This is a genomic window from Mycobacterium sp. (genome assembly GCF_019247635.1).
GTDB lineage: Bacteria > Actinomycetota > Actinomycetes > Mycobacteriales > Mycobacteriaceae > Mycobacterium.
Genome location: NZ_JAFBAR010000085.1, coordinates 50,759 through 74,765 on the forward strand (window position 1 = coordinate 50,759; position 24,007 = coordinate 74,765).

A 24,007-nucleotide genomic window follows, 5' to 3' on the forward strand; every position below is an offset into this window, starting at 1 on the left:
CACCGTCCACGGCGCCCCGGCGTGACGCTCGGTATCCGCTAGGTGCCGGTCGCCGCGGTTGCGGCGATCAGCGCCTCGGCGAACGTCTCCAGGTCTTCGACCGTGGTGTCCACGTGCGGCGAGATGCGCAGTGCCGGAGTGGTCATCTCCAGGGGTGCCCGCTGCACACCGGCGTAGGTGGTCAGGATCCGCCGCTCGGTGAGCAGCCACTGGCGTACCGCCGATGGGTCGGCACCGTCGACCGGAGCAAGCGTGGTGATCGCGCTCGGCTCTTCGACCTCTTCGAGCACGCGCCAACCGGGCACATCGGTCAGGGCGCTGCGGCTTGCGGCGCCCAGCTCGGCCAGGCTGGAGCGAACGGCCTCCGGTCCATAACCGAGGTGTTCGCCCAGCGCAACCGAAAAACCTACTCGCGCGGCGACATTGGCTTCACCGAACTCGAGCTGGCGGGCCACCGTGAGCGGCCCGGCCCATTCGGGAGCCGCCAGCCGCGGCGACAACCGCTCCAATAGCTCGGGGCGCACGGCGAGCACGCCGACGCCCCGCGGCCCGGCGATCCACTTGCGCGACGACGAGTAGCTGACGTCGGCTCCCACGGCGCAGTCGATCTGGCCCAGCGCCTGCGCCGCGTCCACCACCAACGGCAACGCCAGCTCTCGGCAGAGCTGTGCGACCATCGGCAGCGGTTGCACGATGCCGCTGTGGCTGGCCACCGGGGTGAAGTGGACCAGGGTCGGGGGGTCGTCGGCGAGCACCAGTGCCGCGTCGTCGAGGGCCAGCCGACCGTCGCCCAGCGTCGGCAAGGGGCGCACGTCGAATCCGTGCGCGGCCATCACAGCCAGGTTGGGGCCGTATTCACCGGGAAGGCAGGCCAGCGTCCGATTTGCCCCGTCTTGAATCGGCCACCCACCCAGCAGCAGGTCCAGCGCGTTCAGCGAACCGGTGGTGAACAGCACCTCGGCGTCGGGCATGCCGCATAGCGCGGTGACCGCGGCGCGCCCGGCGTCGAGCACAGGCGCCGCGGCTTCGGCCGCCACGTATCCCCCGACCTCGGCCTCGTGTAGGGCGTGCCGGGCGGCGGCGTCGAGCGCGGCAAGGCTCTGGCGCGAGCACGCGGCGTTGTCCAGGTGCAGACCGGCAAACGGTGGCCGCGCCGCCCGCCACCGGTCGGCCAGGGCCTCGCTCACTTGGCGGGCTTCAGTGCCAATGCCAGCCCAAAGTCGCCTGCGTCGTCGGTCCACCATCGGGTGCGCCGCAGCCCGGCGCCGGCCAGTTCGGCGCTGACTCCGTCCGGGCGGAACTTGCACGACACCTCGGTGAGCATCTCCTCGCCGGCCGCGAAGTCGACGGTCAACTCCAGCGCACCGATGCGGACCCGCTGGCCGCGGTCGGCCCGCAGCCACATTTCGATCCGCTCCTCGTCGGTATTCCAGCGGGCGACGTGCTGGAACACCTCGACATCGAAATCCGCGTCGAGTTCCCGGTTTATCACCGCGAGCACGTTGCGGTTGAACCTCGCTGTCACCCCGGCGTCGTCGTCGTAGGCACGCACCAGCCGGCCGGGGTCCTTGACCAGGTCGGTGCCCAGCAACAGGCTGTCACCGGGCCGCATCACCTGGGCCAGGGTCCGCAGGAACTGCGCGCGCGGGCCCGGCGTGAGGTTGCCGATCGTCGACCCCAGGAACACGAACAGGCGCCGGCCGCCGTCGGGGATCTCAGTGAGGTGTTCCTCGAAATCGCCGCAGACAGCGTTGATTTCGATGCCGCTGTACTCGTGCTGGATGGCGTTCGCGGTGGCGGACAGCACGCCGGCATCGACGTCGAACGGCACGAATCCGCGTAGCGATTTACGGTCGCGCAGCGCGTTCAACAGCAGCCGAGTCTTCTCCGAGGTGCCCGCGCCCAATTCCACCAAGGTGTCGGCCTCGCTCACCGACGCCACCTCGGCCGAACGCGCACGCAGGATCTCGGCTTCGGCACGGGTTGGGTAGTACTCGGGCAGTCGGGTGATCTGGTCGAACAGGCCGCTGCCGACGGAATCGTAGAACCATTTGGGCGGCAACGATTTTGGCGTATTCTGCAGCCCCACGGAGACGTCGTGGCGCAGCGCGTGGTAGGCCGAGTCGGCGGCGAGGTGGTTCGACAACGACAGCGTCATCAAGGTCCTTTCGGGTGGTCCAGCGCGGTCAGCGTGACGTGTTCGGCGGTCACTTCGACGAGATGGCGGTCCGGCACGTCTTCCCATTCGGAGTCGTTGTCATAGGGCTCGCTGGCCACCACCACGCCGTCGGCGCGGCGCAGGATGGACAGCGTTTCGTTCCAGGTGGTTGCCAGCAGCCGAGAACCGTTGCCGGCCAACACGTTCAGCCGGGCATCGGGATCGGCAGCTCCAAGCTCGAGGATGGTCTCACCCAACACGTCCAGGCCGCGCTCGAAGATCGTGGCCGCCAGCATCGCGCTGTCGCAGACCGATTCGGCCTTCGCGGTGAGCGGCAGCACGGCGCGGTCGATGACGCCGTTGTGCGACAACAGCCAATGGCCGTCGGTGAACGGCGCGGTCGCGCTGATTTCGATCGGCATGCCGATGGTCGCCGAGCGCACCGCGGCCACCACGCAGTGGCTGCGCAGGGCCGGCGCGACCGAGTCGAATGAGGTGTCGCCCCACAGGGGTGCCGAACTGCGCCAGCGACGGGGTGCGGCGCCCGCCGAAGGGCTCTCGAAAAACCCCACACCCCACCCGTCGGCGTTGAGCAGTACGCGTTTCTGCCGGCGCGGGGCGTAGGACTGCACCCGCAGGCCGTGCGGCGGGTCCAGCACCAGCGAGGAAAGGGTGACCTCGCGCCCCAGCCAGCCGAGATGACGGCACATCAGACGTCCTCGACCGACCAGGCCAACCGGACACCGGAGAAGATCTGCCGACGGTAGGGGTGATCCCAATTGCGGAAGCTGGGCCGCAGGATGGCGGGCTCGACCGCCCACGACCCGCCGCGCAGCACCCGGTAGTCGCCGTCGAAGAAGGGCCGCGAATAGCGCTCGTAGATCATCGGGACAAAACCCGGCCACGGCCGTAGCGGCGAAGAGGTCCACTCCCACACATCGCCCAGCAGCTGCTCGACCCCGTACGCGGACGCTCCGGCCGGGTAGGCGCCGACGGGCGCGGGCCGCAGCGCGGTGCCACCCAGGTTGGCCAGCCCCGCGAGGTTTTCGGCGGTGCCACCCGCATTCCCCCACGGGTACCGGCGGCGGCTACCGGTCACCGGATCCCACGCGCAGGCCTTCTCCCATTCCATTTCGGTGGGCAGCCGCGCGCCGGCCCAGGCCGCATACGCCTCGGCCTCGAAATAGCTGACATGCTGGACCGGCTCGTCGGCCGGGATGTCCTCGACATAGCCGAATCGGGTTCGCGTTTGCCCGTCGGGATTCCAGAACTGCGGCGCGGTGAGGCCCGCCTGCAGGCGGTGCTGCCAGCCGCGCGCCGTCCACCACCGCGACTCGGTGTATCCCCCGTCGCCGACAAAGTTTCGCCATTCGCCATTGGTGACCGGAACCCGGCCGATCCGGAACGCCGGCAGGTCGACGGTGTGGGCGGGGCGTTCGTTGTCCAGTGAATAGGGCTCGGTCGCGGCGTCCACGCCGAGCACGAATGGGCCCGCGGGCACCAGTACCGACGTCCCGGCCAGGCCCGGCCGGCCCGCGGGCAAGGCGGGGGGGTCGCGCAGCAGCGGCGCGCCGGTACGCAGGTTCAGCGCCTGCAGCATGGTCTCGTCGTGTTGGTTTTCGTGGCTGATGACCAGCCCGAACCGAAAGAGGGTCTCGTTCCCGGGTGATTCGTCCGGCAGCGCGTCCAGCGCGTCTAAGGCCGCGGACCGGACCGTCCGGCAATACGACCGCGCTCGTTGCGGAGACAACAGCGGCAGGTCGACCCGGCTGGCGCGGGAGTGTTCGAACGCGTCGTAGAGCCCGTCGACCGCGAGCGGCAGCATGCCCGGCCGGCCCGGGTCGCCGTCGCGCAACAGCCACAGCTCCTCCTGCTGACCGATGTGCGTCAGATCCCACACCAGCGGGCTCATCAGCGGGTCGTATTGCCGGAGCAGCTCCCGGTCGTCGAAGTCGACCAGCCGTAACGTCCGCGTCCGCGCCCGGGTCAGGCCGTCCGCAAGCTTTTGCCGTGAGGTCACGTCGCGCCCTGCGCCGAGCGCGCGAGCCGCGAGACCCGCGAGACCGTAGCCGCGACGCCGTGCTCGATGACCTGGTCGGAAAAGTCGTCCGCCGGACAGCGACCACGCTCGACGTTTTGCAGTAACCGCTGCATCGCGTCGGTGAGCCTGGCCGGTGCGCGCTCGGCAGCCGCGGCCAGACATCGGTTGGCAGCGGTGTGCAGGTGCCGGTCCTGCAGGCCGACCCGGGCCGCGGTGTCCCAGGCCGTGGCCACGGATTCGACAGCCTCGGCCGCGATGTCAGCCGCACCCGGGTCGTCGAGAAGCGTCACCATGGTGAACGCCACGGCGGGCCACACGTCGTACGCGACGGTGTCCAGATAACGGATCTCCAGCCACTGCCGTGGCCGCACCGGCGGGAACAGGGTGGTCAGGTGGTAGTCGAGGTCGGCCAGGGTGGGACGACGATCGCCCAGTAGCACCCGCCCGTCCGCCCAGTCGGCGAACGGCACGTAATAGGTGACGGCCACCGGGTCCGGGTCGTGGACCAGCATCACCGGCGCCTTGAGTGCGTAGCGCGCCCAGTCCGTACCCGGGTCGTCGCCGCTGGCCCCCAGGATCGGGCCGCACCTTGCGGAATCCATCCGTCCCCAGACCCGCTGCCGTGCGGACACCCAGCCGGTGAACTCCCCGCCCAGCATCGGCGAGTTGGCGGAGATCGCGATCATCGTCGGCCCCAGGGCGTGCGCCAGCCGGACCCGCGTGGCCCAATCGGCGTGCGGCCCGACGTCCAGATTGACCTGGATCGAGGCTGTCGACGTCATCATCGCCGCGCCCGCCACCGCGCTGTCGCTGGCGGCGAAGAACTGTTCCATGGCGCGGTAGCGCCCCCCCGGGTTGACCCGCTTCGCCGGCCGCAGCGGGTCCGCGCCCAGAAACAACAGTCCCAGGCCTGCCTGGGCGACCGCCGCCCGTAGCACCGCCTGGTCACGGGTCATGGCGTCGATCGCCGGCAGCACTCCGTCCAGCGCCGGGCCGGACAGTTCGATGGCGCCCCCGGGTTCGACGGTGACCCGGCTGCCTCCCGGCAACGGACCCAGCCGTCCCAGCACGTCGGTGATTTCGTCCCAGCTTGGCCGGCGCAGCGGATCCTTCGGGTCAAAGCAGTGGGCCTCCACCTCCAGCCCCACACGGCCCAGCGGACCGTCGACGAGGGAGCCATCCGCGATGTACTGCGCGGCATCTTGGGAGTTGGTGATGACGGTGTCGGCCGAGCGAGCGCTATCCAGCTGCGAGGCTGCGGCGGTGAGGGCGGCGAATGTCATAGCGCGATCCCTCCGGGGCCGTAGCCTGAACGGCTATCGGGAATGAATCCGGCCATCACTTCATCTTCCAGATCGCCCCGACATATTCCCGCGCGTGCCGGCCGCGCGGGTGAGATATGTACCCATATTCACCCCGGGCTACTGACCGAGTGCGTTCTGCATCGCCCCGGCCAGCACGTTGACGGCGGGACCGGCGTTGCCAGACTGGCAGACCTTGGCCTGCAGCAACACGTTTTCGCGCAGCCGAGTTTGAACGAAGCAGCGCCGATCGGTACCCGCTTCTTGTTTGCTCCAGTTCGCATCCGTAGCGGACGGCGCGCCGCCGTCGAACGACCACACCTCCGTAATCCCGGTGTCCAGGTGCATCGCGGTGGTCTGCCCCGAGCAGCCGACGGTGCGGTCGGTTACCCGATGGAAGGCGCGATTCGCGGCGTCGTTGTTGGCGAATACTCCCACCGACTGCTTGACGTAGTGGGTTTGGTCACCGGCCGACGTCTGGGTGGTGGCGCCGTTGAACGACGCCAGGTCGGGATCGTCGTACACCTCCGGTAAACCGATGTCCGCCCAGTTGTTGCAGACCGGAAGCTCGACCGAGTAGCCCTGGAACGGCTGGGTGAACACCGATTCGAATCCCATCGGCGCGCCGACGATATTGCCAACTGACCCCTTGCTGAGGACGGCGTAGGACACCACCCCGGGCTCCGACGGATGCGCGACCGCAACCGGGGCTGTCAGTGAGCCCACGATTCCTAACCCGAGGCTCGCCGCCGCGACGGCGATCCGCATCCGGCTAGACCTTGGCCGAGACTTCGACGTCGATATTGCCGCGGGTGGCCTTCGAGTAGGGACACACCTGGTGCGCCTGCTCCACGAGTCCGTCGGCGACGCTCTTTTCCAGGCCCGGGAGGTAGCCGACGATCTTGCCGGTGAGCCCGAATCCGCCCTCGGAGTCCTTGCCGAATCCGATCTGCACGGAGACGTTGCTGGCGTCGTCCAGCTTGACTTTTGACTTACCCGCCACCAGCCGCAGCGCGCCCAGGAAGCAGGCCGCGTAACCGGCGGAGAACAGCTGCTCGGGGTTGGTCCCCTCGCCACTGCCGCCCAACGCCTTGGGCGGCCGGGTGTCGAGCTCGATGCGGCCGTCGTCCGACTTCACGTGGCCGTCGCGGCCGCCGCCCGTCGCCGTGGATTCGGTGGTGTAAACGACTTCAATGGTCATGAGACTCGATCATGCCAGTGCAGTGATCGTCAGCCCAGGTTCGCCCGGACCCCCTCCTCCACCTTCTTTCCGAGATCAGCGTCGACATTGCGCCAGTACTCGAACACCCGCGACAGCACCGGCTCCTTGACACCCTTGGACGCGTGTCCAATGATGTTGTGCGCCAAGCGCTCCCGGGCTTCGTCGTCCAGAACCTCGCGGACCATGGTGCCGGCCTGGCCCCAGTCGTCGTCATCGCGACGCAACGTGTAGGCGGCGCGCACCATCTGGCCGTCGGCCAGCCAATGCACCTCGGCCGCGCGCGCCGGGTCCGCATGGGGACCGCCGTAGGAGTTGGGCGCATACACCGGATCCGACACGTTGCGCATCCGCATGGCCCCGTCCTTGGAGTAACTGTTCACCTCCACCTTCGGCGAGTTGACCGGGATGTGTTTGTAGTTGGTGCCCAGCCGGGCGCGGTGCGCGTCGGCGTAGGAGAAGCCGCGAGCCAGCAGCATCTTGTCCGGGCTCAGCCCGGTACCGGGCACGATGTTGTTGGGTTCGAAGGCCGCCTGCTCGATCTCGGTGTGGTAGTCGGTGACGTTGCGGTCCAGCGTCATCTTGCCGACCTCGATCAGCGGATAGTCGCCGTGGGGCCACACCTTCGTCAGGTCGAACGGGTTGAACCGGTAGGTCTTGGCCTCCTCGAACGGCATGATCTGCACCTTGAGCGTCCAGCTGGGGTGGTCGCCGCGCTCGATCGACTCATACAGGTCGCGCTGGTGGTAGTCGCCGTCCTCACCGGCCAGCCGGTCGGCGTCCTCCTGGGTCAGGAAGTCGATGCCCTGATCGGTGATGAAGTGATATTTCACCCAGAAGAGCTCGCCGCCGGCGTTGATCCAGCTGTAGGTGTGGCTGCTGTAGCCGTTCATGTGCCGCCAGCTCTTGGGGATGCCGCGATCCCCCATCAGCCAGGTCACCTGGTGGGCGGACTCCGGCGAGAGTGTCCAGAAATCCCACTGCATGTTGTGGTCCCGCACGTTGCTTGCCTGCAGGCGCTTCTGGGATCGGATGAAATGCTGGAACTTCAGCGGGTCGCGGATGAAGAAGACCGGCGTGTTGTTGCCGACCATGTCGAAGTTGCCCTCGGTGGTGTAGAACTTCAGCGCGAATCCGCGCGGGTCCCGCCAGGTGTCTGGGCTGCCGCGTTCTCCCGCGACGGTGGAGAACCTGGCCAGCATGTCGGTCTTGGTGCCCGGCTGGAACACGGCCGCGCGGGTGTATTTGCTGACGTCGTTGGTCACCTCGAAGTGGCCGAATGCGCCGCCGCCCTTTGCGTGCGGCTGGCGTTCCGGGATGCGCTCCCGGTTGAACTGGGCCATCTGCTCGATCAGGTAGTGGTCCTGCAGCAGGATGGGGCCGTCGGGACCGACCGTGAGCGACTGGTCGTCACTGGGCGCCGGCGTGCCGGCGTCGGTGGTGGTGAAGCGCTGGGTCATCTCGCTATCTCCTCGTCATCTCCGCGGAACGGCAGATTCATGAAAATCCCAGAGTTATAAGGACGTTCGGGGTGGCGCGTTCGGACTCATGGTGCCAATGGATACCCGGACAACAAAAGCCCTTGTATCAGGGCAGCGACACGGTAAGCACGCGACACGCAGGTCACCTTGCCAAGTATGCGCCTTTTCTGGAACGAATCAAGAAAAAAAAGCCGGCGCAGCTCGTCTCTTAGTGCGGCGCCGTCGTGCTAGGGCTAGCAGACGGAGCGGTGCTCGTCGGCGACTGAGCGGGGCCGCCGGGACCACCCGGTCCGAACCCCGGCGGAGGACCAGCCGGTCCGCCAGGCCCCATGGCCGGGAAGCCAGGGCCACCCGGCGCAAAGCCCCACGGTCCGCCACCCCCCGGCGGTGGTCCGCCGGGTCTGAACATGCCGGAATGGTGACGATGTTGGTGACAGCCGTGGCCGCCGCTCAGGACCATGGCGCCGGCAAAGAAGACGGTCGCCAAGATGAAGATGACGCCGGCGACGATCACTACCCACGCCGCGGCGGCGTACAACCTCGGCGGCTTTGCGCGCTGCCGGGGCGGTGGCGCCGGCGGTGGTGCAGTGGCGACGGGTGTCGTCGGAGTGGTTGGAGGTTCTGCTATTTCGCTCATTCCTCGATACTGCCCTCGCCGGCTGCGGCCGTAACAGGTTGGCGGCCATAAATTTGCTATGAATTGACCCTTCGGCGACATTTAGCCGTGTAGCCCGGCGCTCGAGTGAGCGCCGGGCTACAGATGGAAGGGTGTTGGCCCGCGGCGATCCTCTCGCCCGTGAGCACAGCGACTGGTTTGTCCTACGGCGTCCGGGACGGGGTTACCGACGACGGAATCTGGCTGGGTCCGGGTGCGCCCGGCGTCACCGAGGCAGGTGCCCCGCTCTGCGGCGTCGCCGAGGGCCCGGCGCCTGGTCCGCCGAAGGCACCCGGTCCGCCGCCGTGATGCGGATGCATCGACATCGCGTGGTGCTTGTGATGGCCGTGGTGGCCGCCGTGACCCGAATGCTTCCCGAGCGCGAAGCCGGTGAAGAAGATGACCGCCGTGATGAAGACGATCCCTGCGACGATGGCGACCCACGCCGCAAACTGGAAGACCCTAGGGGTCCGGTGTACCGGTTGCTCCACGACATGGGTGGCAGGCACCGGCTCTGTGGCGGTTGCTGTCCGCACAGTTGGGGTTTCAGGTGTTTCACTCATGAGACGAATGATGCCTGGATAAACAATAGTCGCGGCTATGCGCTACTTATGTAGCAGCTGTGAGCCCAAAAACGGCCCACTAGCTGCGGCTACACTCCCGTCCCGGGGGTCGCCATCGGTGCCTCAACGCCCCAGCCCGGCATTGCATGAGCAGGTCAGCCGGTACCCCGTCCCGTTTGCTGCTGCAGCTCGTCGATCAACTGCGAGGCTGCCGCCTTCGTCAAATTGTCTGGAACCTCGCGCCCGGCTTCCTGGGCCAGCGTGTGTAGGTAACTGCGCTGAGGACCGGTCATCGGCTCATCGCCAGTAACCCAGTCGGCCGTATCTTTCGCCGGATTCTCCTGCGGCGACGGTGCCATGTGGTCATCCATGACTTCACCTCCCTAGCGGAGGAGATAACCGTCGCACGCGTGTTCGAAACACCGCGCTGTTTTGACATGTGGGATGCGGGTGACCCTAACGGGATGAACAGCAAGCCGATGCCAGTGCCCGAAGACGCCAGGAAGGCGACTGAAGAGCAGCGTGAACAGGAGGACCAACTGGAGCACCGGAATGACGACCCGGACGCACCGGGTTCGCACCAGTCGCACCACGAAATCGCCGACGAGAGCACACGGTAAAGCCCAGCTCGCCAGATCAGGGCTTGAACGGATTCACCGCGTACTGGATCACCCGATAGGGCGCGCTGAAGCGGGCGCGGGTGTCCCACTGGCTGACGAAAATCCGCAACTCGTCGAGCGTGGAGCCGGGTGATATGTAGCCGCCATACGGCTGGGCAAGTCGATTGTCGTAGGGCGACGGCAGGCTTTCGGCAGGATCGGGCCAGTCGTCGTGCAGGACCACCGTCGTCACCGGCGCGGTGCCCAGCGAGGTGGGGTCGTCGGCCACCCGGACCTCCATGTTGCCGGTGCTGGCGTTGAAATACGACAGCACGGCCTTGCCGTCTATCAGCCTGAAGCACATCTCACCCACCTGATCCGGCCATAGCGGCGTCGGTGGCCTGCCCCAAGCGCCGTCGGCCCAGCCCTGCCAGCGGGACCGATCGGGGAAGGCGTCCGGCGCGACCCGGTACAGCTCCACCGGCTGGGTGCGGGTGAAGCTGTTGGCCACGACGTACACCCACCCGCGCGGTGACTCGGGAGTCGGGATCGGGTCGTAGTACCCGCTGATCTGAGTCTGTCGTCCGCCCTGGTAGGAGGCGTCGCGCCGGGATCCGGGAACCGTCTGCCAGCCGCCCCGCGCGGGTTCGGCCCCAACCAGCCGCGAGTTCTGCGGCCCCAGGTTTTTGGTCGTCGTGATCAACAGGTAGTTGCGGCGGTTGATCTCGACCACCCCGGCGGGCAGCTGCGACATCCCAAGCGGCGTGGGATCGGCCAGCAACGGCTTGGTGACGCCGGTGACGCCGGTGTAGCGCACCCCGGCGGGGTCGTCGACGGATGCGGTGTCGACGTGCAGGGCTACCGGCGAATACCAGCCGCCGAATCCGACACCCTGCCCGACGAAACTGTCGCCGCAGACCTGCAACAGCTCGGTCGGAAAGTCGACGAACTCACACAGGTCGGTGGCGCCGATGCCATAGTCGCCCGTGGCGGTTCCGGTGCCCGCAGCCGGACCGATCCGCAACACCTGGCCGGGTGCCAGCGGCTGCACTATCGGCTGTGGTTGCGGCGCGGGGGGATCCGCATGTGCACTCGAAATATCTTGCGGCACAACCAAACACGCGACCACCAGGGTGTACCACGCGACCCGGGCCGAGCTCACCCGCAAGTCACAATTGAGAGATCAGCAACTCGGCGATCTGGATGGTGTTCAACGCCGCCCCCTTGCGCAAGTTGTCACCCGAGACGAAGAACGCCAGACCGCGCCCGTCCGGCACCCCGGGATCACGCCGGATGCGGCCGACCAGTGACTCGTCCACGCCGGCCGCGGCCAGCGGCGTCGGGACCTCGACCAGCTTGACGCCCGGTGCGCCATCGAGCAGTTCACGGGCCCGCTCGGGCGACAAAGGCCGAGCGAATTCGGCGTTGATCGACAGCGAGTGTCCGGTAAAGACGGGAACCCGCACACACGTACCGCTGACCGCCAGGTCGGGAATGCCGAGAATTTTGCGGCTCTCGAAGCGCAACTTCTGGTCCTCGTCGGTTTCACCGGAGCCGTCGTCCAGTAGCGACCCCGCCTGTGGCACCACGTTGAATGCGATCGGCGCTACGTAGGTGTTGGGCGCGGGAAACTCCAGCGCGCCGCCGTCGTGCACCAATTGTTCCGCGTCGTCGACGACGGCGCGCGCCTGGCTGGCCAGTTCCTCCACCCCGGCCACCCCGCTGCCGGACACCGCTTGATAACTCGACACCACCAGCCGGACCAGCTGGGCTTCGTCGTGCAGCACGTTTAGCACCGGCATCGCGGCCATAGTGGTGCAGTTCGGGTTGGCGATGATCCCTTTTTTCAACGACCGCGCCCCGTTGGGGACATCTCGCCCGAAGTTCACCTCGGACACCACCAACGGCACGTCGGGATCCTTACGCCATGCCGAGGAGTTGTCGATCACCGTCACTCCGGCTGCGGCGAATCGCGGCGCCTGCACCCGCGACATCGTCTTGCCGGCTGAGAACAATGCGATGTCCAGGCCGGACGGGTCGGCCGTCTCGGCGTCTTCGACCTCGATCTCCTGGCCGCGGAAGTCCAGCTTGCGGCCCTGCGAGCGGGCGGACGCGAAGAACCGCACCGACCCCCCGCTATCACGAGCGGGAAAGTCACGCTCGTCGAGCAGCCGACGCATCACCTGGCCCACCTGTCCGGTGGCGCCCACCACTCCTATCGACAAGCCGTTTGCGCCCATCTAGCGCCCCGTTCCCGCATAGACCGTGGCCGCTTCGTCGCCGCCGAGGCCGAATGCCTCGTGTAACGCAACGACGGCCTTGTCTAGTTCGGTGTCCCTGCACAGCACCGAAATGCGGATCTCTGAGGTCGAGATCAGCTCGATGTTCACCCCGACGGCGGCCAGGGCCTCACAGAATGTGGCCGTTACCCCGGGATGGCTACGCATCCCGGCGCCGATCAGCGACACCTTGCCGATGTGGTCGTCGTAGAGCAGCTGGGTGAAGCCGATCTCGTCCTGCAGCGAGTCCAGCTTGGCCACCGCGGTGGGACCGGCGTCTCGTGAGCAGGTGAAGGTGATGTCGGTCTTGCCGTCCTCGATCTTGGAGACGTTCTGGAGCACCATGTCGATGTTCACGTCGGCGTCGGCGACAGCCCGGAACACCCTGGCGGCGTACCCCGGAATGTCGGGCAGCCCGACGATGGTCACCTTGGCCTCGCTGCGGTCATGCGCGACACCGGTCAGAAGGGGGCTTTCCATGGGTTTGTCCTTGATCGATCCGACGACGACAGTGCCCGGCTTGTCCGTGTACGAGGACCGAACATGCACCGGAAGGTTGTACCGCCGCGCGTATTCCACGCAGCGCAGCATCAGCACCTTGGCGCCGCAGGCCGCCATCTCGAGCATCTCCTCGAAAGTGACGGTGTCCAGTTTGCAGGCGTTGTGCACGATTCGGGGGTCGGCGCTGAAGATGCCGTCCACGTCGGTGTAGATCTCACAGACGTCTGCGCCAAGGGCGGCCGCCAGGGCGACCGCGGTGGTATCCGAGCCGCCGCGGCCCAGCGTCGTGACGTCCCGGGTGTCCTGGCTGACGCCCTGGAATCCGGCCACCAGAACGATGCGGCCCTCGTCGAGCGCGGCCTGCAGCCGTCCCGGCGTGACGTCGATGATCTTGGCGTTGCCATGCGTGCCGGTGGTGATCACCCCGGCCTGCGATCCGGTGAACGAACGAGCGTGCGCACCCAGCGATTCGATCGCCATGGCCACCAACGCATTGGAGATCCGCTCACCAGCGGTCAGCAGCATGTCCAGTTCCCGAGGCGGCGGCACCGGGCATACCTGCTGAGCGAGGTCCAGCAGGTCGTCGGTGGTGTCGCCCATTGCCGAGACCACCACGACGACGTCGTTGCCCTGCTTCTTGGTCTCGACGATGCGCTCGGCGACCCGGCGAATCCGGTCGGCGTCGGCCACCGAGGATCCGCCGTACTTCTGCACGACGAGCGCCACTGGTATTTCCTGCCTTTCTGGCCCCGCGGGTTCGCTGTCACCGCCAGGGTTTAAGTCCACAACAGGATACGTGGCGGCGCATCTCGGTTTTTTCTGGCGCGAGCGTGCGCGGTTGTACGCCGAATGCGGCGTGTCACCGTACAGACGCGCACGGTCGCGGGGTGACGGCTTTTTGCCCGAAAGGCCTATCGCGGTAGAGTGCACAACGTGCAGCGGGTGCTCCTTCTCGGACGCCGCGACGGGGTCTGATCCAGACCGGCTACCCGTCGCGGGTGTTCGCGACGCGCCGGTCTGATGTTCCTTCTCACATCCCCGGAGCAAAAACCGTGACTATTTCTGATTCACCTGACGCTTACAGCTCAGCACGCACCATCGTCACGCCCGCCGGCCCAACCGAACCCGGCCAACCCGGCTGGAATCCCCAGCGCGGCACGTCCATGCCGGTCGGGCGGTACCGCCCCTTCGCCGACGAAGTCGAGCCCATTCGGGTGGCCGACCGCACCTGGCCAGACCGCGTGATCACCACCGCGCCGCTGTGGTGCGCGGTAGACCTGCGCGACGGCAACCAGGCGCTGATCGACCCGATGAGCCCGGCCCGCAAACGCCGCATGTTCGACCTCCTGGTTCGCATGGGCTACAAGGAGATCGAGGTCGGCTTCCCGTCGGCCAGCCAGACCGACTTCGACTTCGTTCGCGAGATCATCACCGACGGCGCCATTCCCGACGACGTCACCATCCAGGTGCTGACCCAGTGCCGACCGGAATTGATCGAGCGCACATTCGAGGCGTGCGAGGGCGCCGCGCGGGTCATCGTGCACTTCTACAACTCGACGTCAATCCTGCAGCGGCGCGTGGTTTTTCGCGCCGACCGGGCCGCGGTGCAGGCCATCGCCACCGACGGCGCCCACAAGTGCGTCGAGGAGGCCGCCAAATACCCGGGCACGCAGTGGCGCTTCGAGTACTCGCCGGAGTCCTACACCGGCACCGAACTCGAATACGCCAAGCAGGTGTGCGATGCCGTCTGCGAGATCATCGCGCCGACACCGGACAACCCGATCATCTTCAACCTGCCCGCGACGGTGGAGATGGCCACACCGAACGTCTACGCGGACTCGATCGAGTGGATGAGCCGCAATCTGGCCAACCGGGAATCCGTCATCCTGAGCCTGCATCCGCACAACGACCGCGGAACCGCCGTCGCCGCAGCCGAATTGGGCTACCAGGCCGGCGCCGACCGGATCGAGGGCTGCCTGTTCGGCAACGGCGAGCGCACGGGCAACGTGTGCCTGGTGACGCTGGGACTGAACCTGTTCTCCCGTGGCGTGGACCCGCAGATCGACTTCTCCAACATCGACGAGATCCGCCGCACCGTCGAGTACTGCAACCAGCTGCCGGTGCACGAACGTCACCCCTACGGCGGCGACCTGGTCTACACCGCGTTCTCCGGCAGCCACCAGGACGCCATTAACAAGGGCCTGGACGCGATGAAGCTGGATGCAGATGCCGCGGACGTCGATATGGACGACATGCTGTGGCAGGTGCCGTATCTGCCGATCGACCCCAAGGACGTCGGGCGGACCTATGAGGCGGTGATCCGGGTCAACTCGCAGTCCGGCAAGGGGGGGGTGGCCTACATCATGAAGGCCGATCACGGCCTGGCCCTGCCGCGACGGCTGCAGATCGAGTTCTCCGGCGTGATCCAAAAGATCGCAGAGGGCACTGCGGGAGAAGGCGGCGAGGTCACTCCGAAGGAGATGTGGGACGCGTTCTCTGAGGAGTACCTCGCGCCGATCCTGCCGCTGGAGCGGGTGAAGCAGCGGGTGGATGCCGACGAGGAAGACACCGGCACGACCAGCATTACCGCGACCGTGAAAATCAACGGCGTGGAGACCGAGATCAGTGGTTCCGGCAACGGTCCGCTGGCCGCGTTCGTCGACGCGCTGGGCGGTGTCGGATTCGACGTGGCCGTCTTGGATTACTCCGAGCATGCGATGAGCGCAGGCGACGACGCCCAGGCGGCGGCCTACGTCGAGGCTTCGGTGTCGATCGCGAGCGCGGCGCACCCGGTGTCGATCGCGAGCGCGGCGCAGCCGGGCGAAGCGGGTCGGCACCCATCAGATTCGGTGTCGATCGCGAGCTCGGCGCATTCTGTGGTCAGCCGAACGGTCTGGGGTGTGGGGATCGCGCCCTCGATCACCACCGCGTCGCTGCGGGCCGTGGTATCCGCGGTGAACCGAGCGTCCCGCGCTGAGTGACAGCCGACGTGGCGGACGCGCGAAGGAGCCTGGACCCGGCTGCCGCTCAGAACAGGGCGAACTGCTCGTCGACCGCGGCGGTGTCGGCAAACTCCTCCATGCTGGTGCCGCCGATCACGGAGCCGACGCTGCCCATGAAGTGCGCGTCGGACACCACCGGCACGCCCAGCTGCAGGGCGTGATAACCCTTGCCCTGCCCGGGGGCTGCATCATTGCAGACCACCAGCGACGTCTCGCGGTCGACGTCGTCGCTGTAGGCCAGCCCGGCGTGCAGGATCCGCTCGACGAGTTCCTCGTGGGTGCGGACCACCTCGGCGGCCAACGCCACCCTCATGCCCTGGACCAGCGGCCGGCCCCGAACGTACCGGCCCGGGTTGTGGTACGGGCATGGCATTCGGGATGCCAGCGCCTTCAGCGGGCGCAGCGCGTCGTGCGTCACCCGCCCGTTGGGCCAGCGGCGCCGCGTCACCGGGTGCACCGGCAACCAGACGTCGCGTTCGCGCGCTCGTTGTAAGGCCGATTCCAGCACCAGGGTCAACACCATGGCGTCGTCGAACGCATCGTGTGGCCGTTCCTGCGTCACGCCCCAATGGGCGGCCAGTGTCTCCAACCGCAGGTTGTCCAGGCCCAGGTCCAGCCGCCGGGCCAGCTCTACCGTGCACATGACGGCATCCACGGGCAGTTCGGCTTCGGCCATCTCGGCTTCAGCGGCCAGGAACGCGTAGTCGAACGCGACGTTGTGGGCCACCAACGTGCGGCCGCGCAGCACCTCGCTCACGTCGCTGACGATGTCGGCGAATTGCGGCTGATCTTCCAGCATGGCCGCGGTCAAGCCATGCACATGCGTGGGTCCGGGGTCCACCCCGGGATTGAGCAGGCTGACCACTGACCGCTCTACTCGGCCGTCGGCGTCGAGACCGAGCGCGGCGATGCTGATGATCCGGGCCTGACCGGGACGGAAGCCCGAGGTCTCGACGTCGATGACGGCCCAGCCCGCGTCCGGGCGGCTAACCGGCCGTCCCCAGATGTGGCTCATGGCTTGAGGATGGCACGTCCGACCGACATCACTGCGGTGCTGCGCCGTCGTGTCGGCACTGGGTTGTGTTGGCCCGCAGCACTCGGCGCCCGGCGCCGCGCTTGCGATCGCCTTTAAACTGCGCGGGTGGTAACCACCCGGGCGCGTCTGGCACTGGCCGCGGGAGCCGGCGCGCGCTGGGCGTCTCGGATGACCGGACGCGGGGCCGGTGCCATGATCGGCGGTTTGGTGGCGATGACGCTGGACCCCTCCGTGTTGCGTCAACTCGGGGAGAACAGGCGCACCGTCGTCGTCACGGGGACCAACGGCAAATCGACCACCACCCGGATGACCGCGGCCGCCTTGCGGACGCTGGGCCCGGTGGCCACCAACGCCGAGGGCGCCAACATGGATGCGGGGCTAGTGGCCGCGCTGGCGGCTAACCGCCAGGCCGGATTGGCAGCGCTGGAGGTCGACGAGATGCACGTGCCGCACGTTGCAGATGCCGTCGACCCGGGTGCCGTTGTGCTGCTCAACCTGTCCCGCGACCAACTGGACCGCGTCGGCGAGATCAACCTGATCGAACGGACCCTGCGGACCGGCCTGGCTCGGCACCCGACGGCGGTCGTCGTGGCGAACTGCGACGACGTGCTGATGACCTCGGCGGCCTACGACTGCCCGAACGTGGTGTGGGTGGCCGCGGGCGGCTCGTGGGCCAACGACTCGGTCAGCTGCCCACGCAGCGGCGAGGTGATTGTTCGTGAGCAGGGCCATTGGTATTCCACGGGCGCCGACTTCAAGCGCCCCAGCCCGCAGTGGTGGTTCGACGCCGACACGCTCTACGGTCCCGACGGGCTAGCCCTCCCGATGCAGCTGGCGCTGCCCGGCTCGGTCAATCGCGGCAACGCCGCACAGGCCATCGCGGCAGCCGTCGCGCTGGGCGTCGATCCGGGTGAGGCGGTCGCCGCTGTCTCCCGAGTCGACGAGGTCGCCGGTCGCTACCGGACGGTGCGGCTGGGCCAGCACGAGGCGAGGATCCTGCTGGCCAAGAACCCGGCCGGCTGGCAGGAGGCGCTGTCGATGGTGGATAAGCATGCCGCCGGGGTGGTCATCTCCGTTAACGGGCAGGTGCCCGACGGGGAAGACCTGTCCTGGTTGTGGGACGTGCGGTTCGAGCACTTCGAGGAAACGGCAGTGGTCGCCGCCGGCGAGCGCGGCACCGACCTGGCGGTGCGACTGGGATACGCGGGCGTGCAACACACGCTGATGCACGACACCCTGGCGGCCATCGCGTCGTGTCCGCCCGGGCGAGTGGAGGTCGTCGCCAATTACACCGCGTTCCTGCAGCTGCAGCGGAAGCTCGGGCGCCATGGTTAATCGAGCGGCTGACTCCGTGTTGCGGATCGGGCTGGTGCTGCCCGACGTGATGGGCACCTACGGCGACGGCGGTAACGCCGTGGTGCTGCGCCAACGATTGCTGCTGCGGGGCGTCGCGGCCGAGATCGTCGAGATCACGCTGGCCGACCCGGTTCCGGAGTCGCTGGACCTGTACACGCTGGGCGGCGCGGAGGACTACGCGCAGCGCTTGGCCACCCGCCACCTGTTGCGGCACCCGGGACTGCAGCGCGCGGCCGGCCGGGGTGCGCCGGTGCTGGCGATCTGTGCGGCCGTCCAGGTGCTCGGCCATTGGTACGAGACGTCGGCGGGGGAACGGGTCGACGGCGTGGGCCTGCTGGATTTGACCACCTCACCGCAGGATGCGCGCACCATCGGCGAACTGGTGGCCAAGCCGTTGCTGGCCGGCCTGACCCAGCGCCTGACCGGTTTCGAAAACCACCGCGGCGGCACCGTCTTGGGTCCGGATGCGTCACCGCTGGGCGCGGTGGTCAAGGGCGCGGGCAACCGGGCCGGCGACGGCATCGACGGCGCCGTGCAGGGCAACGTGGTCGCGACCTACATGCACGGACCATGTCTGGCCCGCAATCCCGAGCTTGCCGACCTGCTGCTTGCCAAGGTGGTGGGTCCGTTGCTGCCGCTGGAGCTGTCCGAGGTGGAGTTGCTGCGCGGCGAGCGACTGTCGGCACGCTAAGGCGCGCCCAGCACTTTCGCGATAACCCAAACGCAGCGCACGCCACCCGCAAAAACGGACCCTTCAGACCATGGCGCGGCGGCCGGTGAGCGCGCGGCCGAGTGTCAGCTCGTCGGCGAACTCCAGGTCGCCGCCCATCGGTAGGCCGGACGCAATGCGTGTCACGGTCAGGCCGGGAATATCGCGCAGCATCCGCACCAAGTACGTGGCGGTCGCTTCGCCCTCGGTATTGGGGTCGGTGGCGATGATTACCTCGGTGATGTCGACGTCGTCGACCCGCTCACCGATGCGGCTCAGCAGCTCGCGAATCCGCAGCTGATCGGGACCCACCCCGGAAAGCGGATCAAGCGCGCCGCCCAATACGTGGTAGCGGCCGCGGAATTCGCGGGTGCGCTCCACGGCCTGGACGTCCTTTGGCTCTTCGACGACGCACACCTGCGACCCGTCCCGGCGGGGATCAGCGCAGATGCGACACCGGTCGTGGTCGGAAACGTTTCCGCACACCGCGCAGAACCGCACTCCGTCGCGGACCTTGGCCAGCACGGCCGTCAGCCGGTCGATGTCCGGCGGCTCCACGGACAGCAGGTAAAAGGCGATGCGTTGCGCGCTCTTGGGTCCGATACCCGGCAGCTTGCCGAGCTCGTCGATGAGATCCTGGACGGGCCCCTCAAACAAGTCAGGGCCCGGGGAACTGTGTAGGAGGAGCCGGCGGGGTGGGCGGGGCCGGCGCGGCCTGAGCGGCAGGGGGGGCACTCATTCCGCTGGCCAGCGAGCCCAGCCGCTCCTGTGCCATCTTGGTGACCTGCTTGGACGCGTCGGCCAGTGCGCCGACGATCAAGTCCTGCAGAGTCTCGATGTCATCGGGGTCGATGACCTTGGGGTCGATGTTCACCGCGACCACTTCGCCGCTGCCCTTGACGACGACTTTGACCAGGCCGCCGCCGGCCTGGCCGTGCACCTCGGCGGTGGCCAGCTGATGCTGGGCTTCCAACAGCTTCTGCTGCATCTGCTGCGCCTGCTGGAGCAGCGCCGACATATCGCCTCCGGGTTGCATGACAATCCCCTCGCATCTCGGTCTCGACTTGGTTTCGCCTGTGGATGTCGGGCGATTCGAAACATTCAGCGTAGACCGCGCGGCGTTACCTTGGCGCCGTGGACGTACGAGTCAGCCTCCGTGTCGGGATCGCGATGATGGTCGGAATGGTCGTCGTGGCCGCGGCTCCGGTGCTGCCGACCGCAACCGCGGTACCTTCCAACATCGCCGGCATGGTGGTGTTCATCGACCCCGGCCACAACGGCGCGAACGACGCCTCGATCACGCGTCAGGTGCCCACCGGTCGCGGCGGCACCAAGGACTGTCAGGCCAGCGGGACGTCGACGAACAGCGGCTACCAGGAGCACACCTTCACTTGGGACACCGCACTTCGGGTCCGTGCCGCGTTGAGCGCGCTCGGGGTCCGGACCGCGATGTCGCGGAACAACGACAACACGGTGGGGCCATGTGTCGATCAGCGCGCCGAGATGGCCAACGCGCTGCACCCCAACGCCATCATCAGCCTGCACGGCGACGGTGGGCCCGCATCCGGGCGCGGATTCCATGTCAACTACTCGGCCCCTCCGCTCAACGCGGCGCAGGCCGGGCCCTCGGTGCAGTACGCCCAGATCATGCGTGACCAGCTGCAGAGCTCGGGCATCCCGCCCTCCAACTACATCGGTCAGAACGGCCTGTATGGCCGCTCCGACCTGGCCGGTCTGAACCTGGCGCAGTATCCGTCGGTCCTCGTCGAGCTGGGCAACATGAAGAACCCCGCCGATTCGGCGCTGATGGAATCGCCCGAAGGCAGACAGAAGTACGCCGAGGCGGTAGTCCGCGGCATCGCGGGCTTCCTGGCAACCCAGGGCCAGGCGCGCTAGACCTGATTGCCCGACTCGACCTGGCTCTTCAGGTTGGCCAGCACCTCGTTCTGAATCTTCTTCAACCCCAATGGCGCAAAGGTCTTTTCGAAGAATCCCTTGACGCCCCCCGCGCCCGTCCAGGTGGTGTCGACGGTGACGGTGCAGCCCGGCCCCGCGGGTGCCACCGTCCACCTGGTCACCATCGACGAGTTCGCGTCCTTTTCGATGACGGTGTGGCCGGCGACGTCGACGTCGACGTGCACCTCGCGAACCCGCGATTTGGTGGCCTGCAGGCGCCATTTGGCGACCGTGCCCGCTCCCTGGCCGCCCTGCAGCACCTGGTACTCGCTGTACTGCGGGGACAGGATTTTCGGCCGGACATTCTGGTAATCCGCGACCGTGGTGAGTGTGGTCGCGGGATCAACGTTGATCAGGATTGTGCTGGCTGCGCTCACCTGTCCCATCAGGCACAACTCCTCCGTTGTCGATGCAGCGACGCTGCAGGGATCGTTATCCGGGACTAGGGTATATGTGGTGCCTGCCCAAGCTTCCGCACTGTCCGCCCACAACGCGGGCGTCGAGCGGTTGTTGGCCAGCTACCGGTCCATCCCCGCAACGGCGTCGGTCCGTCTCGCCAAACCCACCTCAAATCTGTTCCGCGCCCGCGCCAAACGCGATGCGCCCGGCCTGGATACGTCGGGACTGACTGACGTCATCAATGTCGATCCGGACGCCCGCACCGCGGATGTCGCCGGCATGTGCACCTACGAAGACCTGGTGGCCGCGACCTTGCGCTACGGACTTTCGCCACTGGTGGTCCCGCAATTGAAAACGATCACCCTCGGTGGCGCGGTCACCGGCCTCGGTATCGAGTCGGCATCGTTTCGCAACGGCCTGCCGCACGAATCGGTGCTCGAGATGGATATCCTCACCGGCGCTGGCGAATTGCTCACCGTATCCCGCAACCAGCATGTCGACCTGTTTCGCGCCTTCCCTAATTCCTATGGGACGCTGGGTTATTCGACACGGCTGCGAATCGAGCTCGAGCCGGTTGAGCCGTTTGTGGCCTTGCGGCACATCCGGTTTCAATCGTTGACCGACATGGTCGCGGCAGCGGAACGGATCATCGAAACCGGTGGTCGAGACGGCGTACCGGTGGACTACCTGGACGGCGTGGTGTTCGGCGCCGACGAAAGCTACCTGTGTGTCGGCAAGCGAACCACCACCCCCGGCCCGGTCAGCGACTACACCGGGAAAGACATCTACTACCGGTCGATCCAGCATGAAACCGCGATCAAAGAAGACCGCCTGACCATCCACGACTATCTATGGCGCTGGGACACCGACTGGTTCTGGTGCTCGCGCGCGTTTGGCGCACAAAACCCGCGGGTGCGGCGCTGGTGGCCGCGCCGGTATCGGCGCAGCAGCACCTACGGGAAGCTGGTGGCCATAGACCAGCGCTTCGGTATCGCCGATCGGATCGAGGCGCGCAGATCTGCTTCGGGGGGACGTCCGCGCGAGCGGGTGGTGCAGGACGTCGAGGTGCCGATCGAACGAACCCCCGATTTCCTGGAATGGTTCCTGAACAACGTCCCGATCACGCCGATTTGGTTGTGCCCGTTGCGGTTACGGGACAATGACGGCTGGCCCCTGTATCCGCTGCGGGCCGACCGCAACTATGTCAACATCGGATTCTGGTCATCGGTGCCGGCCGGTGGCACCGCGGGCGAGACGAACCGTGCGATCGAGGCCAAGGTCGGCGAGCTCGACGGGCACAAGTCGCTGTATTCCGACTCCTTCTACACCCGAGAGGAGTTTGACGAGCTCTATGGCGGGGAGTCCTACAACACGGTAAAGAAGACCTACGATCCCGATTCACGTCTCCTCGACCTGTATGCAAAGGCGGTGCAGCGACGATGACAACCGTTAGGGAACCGGACCGCATCTCGGGCAAGCTCAGCATGGCCGAGATTTTGGAGATCTTTACCGCCGGCACCCGACAGCCGCTGAAGTTCACCGCGTACGACGGCAGCACCGCCGGCTACCGCGACGCCGAACTCGGCCTGGAGTTGTGCAGCCCGCGTGGTGCCACCTACCTGGCCACGGCCCCCGGTGAGCTCGGAATTGCCCGTGCATACGTGGCGGGTGACCTGCAGACCCACGGCGTCCATCCCGGTGATCCCTACGAGCTGCTCAAGACGCTGACCAACAAGGTCAAGTTCAAGCGGCCGTCGGCGCGGGTGCTGGCCAACGTCGTCCGTTCGATCGGCGTCGAGCATCTGTTGCCCATCGCGCCGCCACCGCAGGAAACTCCCCCGCGGTGGCGCCGGGCCGTTGATGGCCTGCTGCACAGCAAGACTCGCGACGCCGAAGCTATCCACCATCACTACGACGTGTCCAACTCCTTCTACGAATGGGTGCTCGGGCCGTCGATGACCTACACCTGCGCGGTTTATCCGAACGCCGACGCAGCCCTGGAAGAGGCCCAGGAAAACAAGTACCGGCTGATTTTCGAGAAGCTGCGGCTACAACCCGGCGACCGGCTACTGGACGTCGGTTGCGGCTGGGGCGGGATGGTGCGGTACGCCGCCCGCCACGGCGTTCGGGTCATCGGCGCAACGCTCTCCGCCGAACAGGCGAAGTGGGCGCAACAAGCGATCGCGGAGGAAGGACTGGCGGACCTTGCCGAAGTGAGGCACTCCGATTACCGCGACGTGGCCGAGACGGGGTTCGACGCGATTTCGTCGATCGGACTGACCGAGCACATCGGCGTCAAAAACTACCCGTTCTATTTCGGCTTCCTCAAGTCGAAGTTGCGCACCGGTGGCCTACTGCTCAACCACTGCATCACCCGCCACGACAACAAGTCGACGTCGTTCGCGGGCGGCTTCACCGACCGATACGTCTTCCCAGACGGCGAGCTCACCGGTTCGGGACGCATCATCACTGAAATCCAGGAGGTCGGCCTGGAGGTGCTGCACGAGGAGAACCTGCGCCACCACTATGCGATGACGTTGCGCGACTGGGGCCGCAACCTCGTTGCGCACTGGGATCAGGCGGTCGCGGAGGTGAGTCTGCCCATCGCCAAGGTGTGGGGCCTGTATATGGCCGCCTCACGAGTAGCCTTCGAGCAGAACAACCTTCAGCTGCACCACGTCTTGGCGGCCAACGTCGACGCGTGGGGCGATGACAAGCTGCCACTGCGGCCTTGGTGGACGCCTTAAACCGG

At 67.1% G+C, this 24,007-nt stretch carries 25 protein-coding genes; 7 read left to right on the forward strand and 18 right to left on the reverse strand.

Annotated features, from left to right (window positions below):
- Positions 1-38: 38 nt before the first annotated feature.
- The 11 genes from egtE to JO236_RS13300 form a co-directional block, all read right to left on the reverse strand.
- Positions 39-1,187 (reverse strand): ergothioneine biosynthesis PLP-dependent enzyme EgtE, encoded by a 1,149-nt coding sequence (egtE, locus tag JO236_RS13250; protein ID WP_293330643.1) that lies wholly within the window; start codon positions 1,185-1,187, stop codon positions 39-41.
- Positions 1,184-2,158 (reverse strand): L-histidine N(alpha)-methyltransferase, encoded by a 975-nt coding sequence (gene egtD / locus JO236_RS13255; RefSeq protein WP_293330645.1) that lies wholly within the window; start codon positions 2,156-2,158, stop codon positions 1,184-1,186. The genes egtE and egtD overlap by 4 nt, the downstream gene beginning before the upstream one ends.
- Positions 2,158-2,868, reverse strand: coding sequence for an ergothioneine biosynthesis protein EgtC (gene egtC, locus JO236_RS13260; protein WP_293330648.1), 711 nt, complete (start codon positions 2,866-2,868; stop codon positions 2,158-2,160). Before egtC ends, egtD begins: the two co-directional genes overlap by 1 nt.
- Positions 2,868-4,178: an ergothioneine biosynthesis protein EgtB gene (gene egtB, locus JO236_RS13265; protein ID WP_293330651.1), complete on the reverse strand. Its 1,311-nt coding sequence runs from the start codon at positions 4,176-4,178 to the stop codon at positions 2,868-2,870. Before egtB ends, egtC begins: the two co-directional genes overlap by 1 nt.
- On the reverse strand, positions 4,175-5,482 hold the full coding sequence (egtA, locus tag JO236_RS13270) for an ergothioneine biosynthesis glutamate--cysteine ligase EgtA (protein WP_293330654.1): 1,308 nt from the start codon (positions 5,480-5,482) through the stop codon (positions 4,175-4,177). Before egtA ends, egtB begins: the two co-directional genes overlap by 4 nt.
- A 138-nt stretch (positions 5,483-5,620) precedes the next feature.
- Positions 5,621-6,268, reverse strand: a complete 648-nt coding sequence (locus JO236_RS13275; protein ID WP_293330656.1) for a sensor domain-containing protein — start codon at positions 6,266-6,268, stop codon at positions 5,621-5,623.
- A 4-nt stretch (positions 6,269-6,272) separates the two neighbouring features.
- Positions 6,273-6,701 carry an organic hydroperoxide resistance protein gene (locus JO236_RS13280; protein WP_293330658.1) on the reverse strand — a complete coding sequence of 143 codons (429 nt, stop codon included), beginning with the start codon at positions 6,699-6,701 and terminating at the stop codon, positions 6,273-6,275.
- Between the two features lie 29 nt (positions 6,702-6,730).
- Positions 6,731-8,179 (reverse strand): catalase, encoded by a 1,449-nt coding sequence (locus JO236_RS13285; RefSeq protein ID WP_293330660.1) that lies wholly within the window; start codon positions 8,177-8,179, stop codon positions 6,731-6,733.
- 229 nt (positions 8,180-8,408) lie between these two features.
- Positions 8,409-8,837: a hypothetical protein gene (locus tag JO236_RS13290; RefSeq protein WP_293330662.1), complete on the reverse strand. Its 429-nt coding sequence runs from the start codon at positions 8,835-8,837 to the stop codon at positions 8,409-8,411.
- 182 nt (positions 8,838-9,019) lie between these two features.
- Positions 9,020-9,418, reverse strand: coding sequence for a hypothetical protein (locus tag JO236_RS13295; protein ID WP_293330664.1), 399 nt, complete (start codon positions 9,416-9,418; stop codon positions 9,020-9,022).
- A 155-nt stretch (positions 9,419-9,573) separates the two neighbouring features.
- Complete coding sequence (locus JO236_RS13300; RefSeq protein WP_293330666.1) at positions 9,574-9,789, reverse strand: DUF3072 domain-containing protein; 216 nt, start codon at positions 9,787-9,789, stop codon at positions 9,574-9,576.
- Between JO236_RS13300 and JO236_RS13305 the strand changes: the two genes are divergently transcribed.
- Positions 9,778-10,038, forward strand: a complete 261-nt coding sequence (locus tag JO236_RS13305) for a hypothetical protein (protein ID WP_293330736.1) — start codon at positions 9,778-9,780, stop codon at positions 10,036-10,038. The two genes, JO236_RS13300 and JO236_RS13305, sit on opposite strands and share 12 nt — an antisense overlap.
- 16 nt (positions 10,039-10,054) lie before the next feature.
- On the opposite strand, the gene JO236_RS13310 is transcribed toward JO236_RS13305, so the two are convergent.
- The 3 genes from JO236_RS13310 to JO236_RS13320 are packed head-to-tail and all read right to left on the reverse strand — an operon-like array spanning position 10,055 to position 13,523.
- Complete coding sequence (locus JO236_RS13310) at positions 10,055-11,149, reverse strand: DUF4185 domain-containing protein (protein WP_416362235.1); 1,095 nt, start codon at positions 11,147-11,149, stop codon at positions 10,055-10,057.
- 37 nt (positions 11,150-11,186) lie between these two features.
- The gene (locus JO236_RS13315; RefSeq protein WP_293330670.1) at positions 11,187-12,257 is read right to left on the reverse strand and encodes an aspartate-semialdehyde dehydrogenase; all 1,071 of its coding nucleotides are present in this window, start codon (positions 12,255-12,257) and stop codon (positions 11,187-11,189) included.
- Positions 12,258-13,523 (reverse strand): aspartate kinase, encoded by a 1,266-nt coding sequence (locus JO236_RS13320; protein ID WP_293330672.1) that lies wholly within the window; start codon positions 13,521-13,523, stop codon positions 12,258-12,260.
- A 326-nt stretch (positions 13,524-13,849) separates the two neighbouring features.
- Here JO236_RS13320 and leuA point away from each other — a divergent pair, with 326 nt between their 5' ends.
- Positions 13,850-15,778 (forward strand): 2-isopropylmalate synthase, encoded by a 1,929-nt coding sequence (gene leuA, locus JO236_RS13325; protein ID WP_293330674.1) that lies wholly within the window; start codon positions 13,850-13,852, stop codon positions 15,776-15,778.
- A gap of 46 nt (positions 15,779-15,824) precedes the next feature.
- On the opposite strand, the gene JO236_RS13330 is transcribed toward leuA, so the two are convergent.
- Positions 15,825-16,814, reverse strand: coding sequence for a DEDDh family exonuclease (locus JO236_RS13330; protein WP_293330676.1), 990 nt, complete (start codon positions 16,812-16,814; stop codon positions 15,825-15,827).
- Between the two features lie 126 nt (positions 16,815-16,940).
- Between JO236_RS13330 and JO236_RS13335 the strand changes: the two genes are divergently transcribed.
- Positions 16,941-18,170, forward strand: coding sequence for a Mur ligase family protein (locus JO236_RS13335; protein ID WP_293330678.1), 1,230 nt, complete (start codon positions 16,941-16,943; stop codon positions 18,168-18,170).
- A gap of 16 nt (positions 18,171-18,186) precedes the next feature.
- On the forward strand, positions 18,187-18,882 hold the full coding sequence (locus JO236_RS13340) for a type 1 glutamine amidotransferase (protein ID WP_293330728.1): 696 nt from the start codon (positions 18,187-18,189) through the stop codon (positions 18,880-18,882).
- Between the two features lie 63 nt (positions 18,883-18,945).
- On the opposite strand, the gene recR is transcribed toward JO236_RS13340, so the two are convergent.
- Together recR and JO236_RS13350 are read right to left on the reverse strand one after the other, a co-directional pair.
- A complete protein-coding gene (recR, locus tag JO236_RS13345; protein ID WP_293330680.1) occupies positions 18,946-19,557 on the reverse strand; it encodes a recombination mediator RecR in 612 nt (203 codons plus the stop codon).
- 1 nt (position 19,558) lies between these two features.
- Positions 19,559-19,936 (reverse strand): YbaB/EbfC family nucleoid-associated protein, encoded by a 378-nt coding sequence (locus tag JO236_RS13350; protein ID WP_293330683.1) that lies wholly within the window; start codon positions 19,934-19,936, stop codon positions 19,559-19,561.
- A 98-nt stretch (positions 19,937-20,034) separates the two neighbouring features.
- Between JO236_RS13350 and JO236_RS13355 the strand changes: the two genes are divergently transcribed.
- A complete protein-coding gene (locus JO236_RS13355; RefSeq protein WP_293330685.1) occupies positions 20,035-20,796 on the forward strand; it encodes an Rv3717 family N-acetylmuramoyl-L-alanine amidase in 762 nt (253 codons plus the stop codon).
- Here the strand turns inward: JO236_RS13355 and JO236_RS13360 are convergent.
- Entirely contained in the window at positions 20,793-21,242 is a 450-nt protein-coding gene (locus JO236_RS13360) for an SRPBCC family protein (protein ID WP_293330687.1), read from the reverse strand. The genes JO236_RS13355 and JO236_RS13360 overlap by 4 nt on opposite strands.
- 67 nt (positions 21,243-21,309) lie before the next feature.
- On the opposite strand from JO236_RS13360, the gene JO236_RS13365 reads away from it, so the two are divergent.
- Positions 21,310-22,698 (forward strand): FAD-binding oxidoreductase, encoded by a 1,389-nt coding sequence (locus JO236_RS13365; RefSeq protein WP_293330689.1) that lies wholly within the window; start codon positions 21,310-21,312, stop codon positions 22,696-22,698.
- Positions 22,695-24,002 carry a class I SAM-dependent methyltransferase gene (locus tag JO236_RS13370; protein ID WP_293330691.1) on the forward strand — a complete coding sequence of 436 codons (1,308 nt, stop codon included), beginning with the start codon at positions 22,695-22,697 and terminating at the stop codon, positions 24,000-24,002. Before JO236_RS13365 ends, JO236_RS13370 begins: the two co-directional genes overlap by 4 nt.
- Positions 24,003-24,007: the final 5 nt, after the last annotated feature.

Coding starts and splice junctions, on each gene's coding strand:
- egtD (WP_293330645.1), bottom strand. CDS start 2,158: ATGACGCTGTCGTTGTCGAACCACCTCGCCGCCGACTCGGCCTACCAC.
- egtC (WP_293330648.1), bottom strand. CDS start 2,868: ATGTGCCGTCATCTCGGCTGGCTGGGGCGCGAGGTCACCCTTTCCTCG.
- egtA (WP_293330654.1), bottom strand. CDS start 5,482: ATGACATTCGCCGCCCTCACCGCCGCAGCCTCGCAGCTGGATAGCGCT.
- JO236_RS13275 (WP_293330656.1), bottom strand. CDS start 6,268: ATGCGGATCGCCGTCGCGGCGGCGAGCCTCGGGTTAGGAATCGTGGGC.
- JO236_RS13280 (WP_293330658.1), bottom strand. CDS start 6,701: ATGACCATTGAAGTCGTTTACACCACCGAATCCACGGCGACGGGCGGC.
- JO236_RS13285 (WP_293330660.1), bottom strand. CDS start 8,179: ATGACCCAGCGCTTCACCACCACCGACGCCGGCACGCCGGCGCCCAGT.
- JO236_RS13290 (WP_293330662.1), bottom strand. CDS start 8,837: ATGAGCGAAATAGCAGAACCTCCAACCACTCCGACGACACCCGTCGCC.
- JO236_RS13295 (WP_293330664.1), bottom strand. CDS start 9,418: ATGAGTGAAACACCTGAAACCCCAACTGTGCGGACAGCAACCGCCACA.
- JO236_RS13300 (WP_293330666.1), bottom strand. CDS start 9,789: ATGGATGACCACATGGCACCGTCGCCGCAGGAGAATCCGGCGAAAGAT.
- JO236_RS13315 (WP_293330670.1), bottom strand. CDS start 12,257: ATGGGCGCAAACGGCTTGTCGATAGGAGTGGTGGGCGCCACCGGACAG.
- JO236_RS13330 (WP_293330676.1), bottom strand. CDS start 16,814: ATGAGCCACATCTGGGGACGGCCGGTTAGCCGCCCGGACGCGGGCTGG.
- JO236_RS13350 (WP_293330683.1), bottom strand. CDS start 19,936: ATGCAACCCGGAGGCGATATGTCGGCGCTGCTCCAGCAGGCGCAGCAG.
- JO236_RS13360 (WP_293330687.1), bottom strand. CDS start 21,242: ATGGGACAGGTGAGCGCAGCCAGCACAATCCTGATCAACGTTGATCCC.
- JO236_RS13370 (WP_293330691.1), top strand. CDS start 22,695: ATGACAACCGTTAGGGAACCGGACCGCATCTCGGGCAAGCTCAGCATG.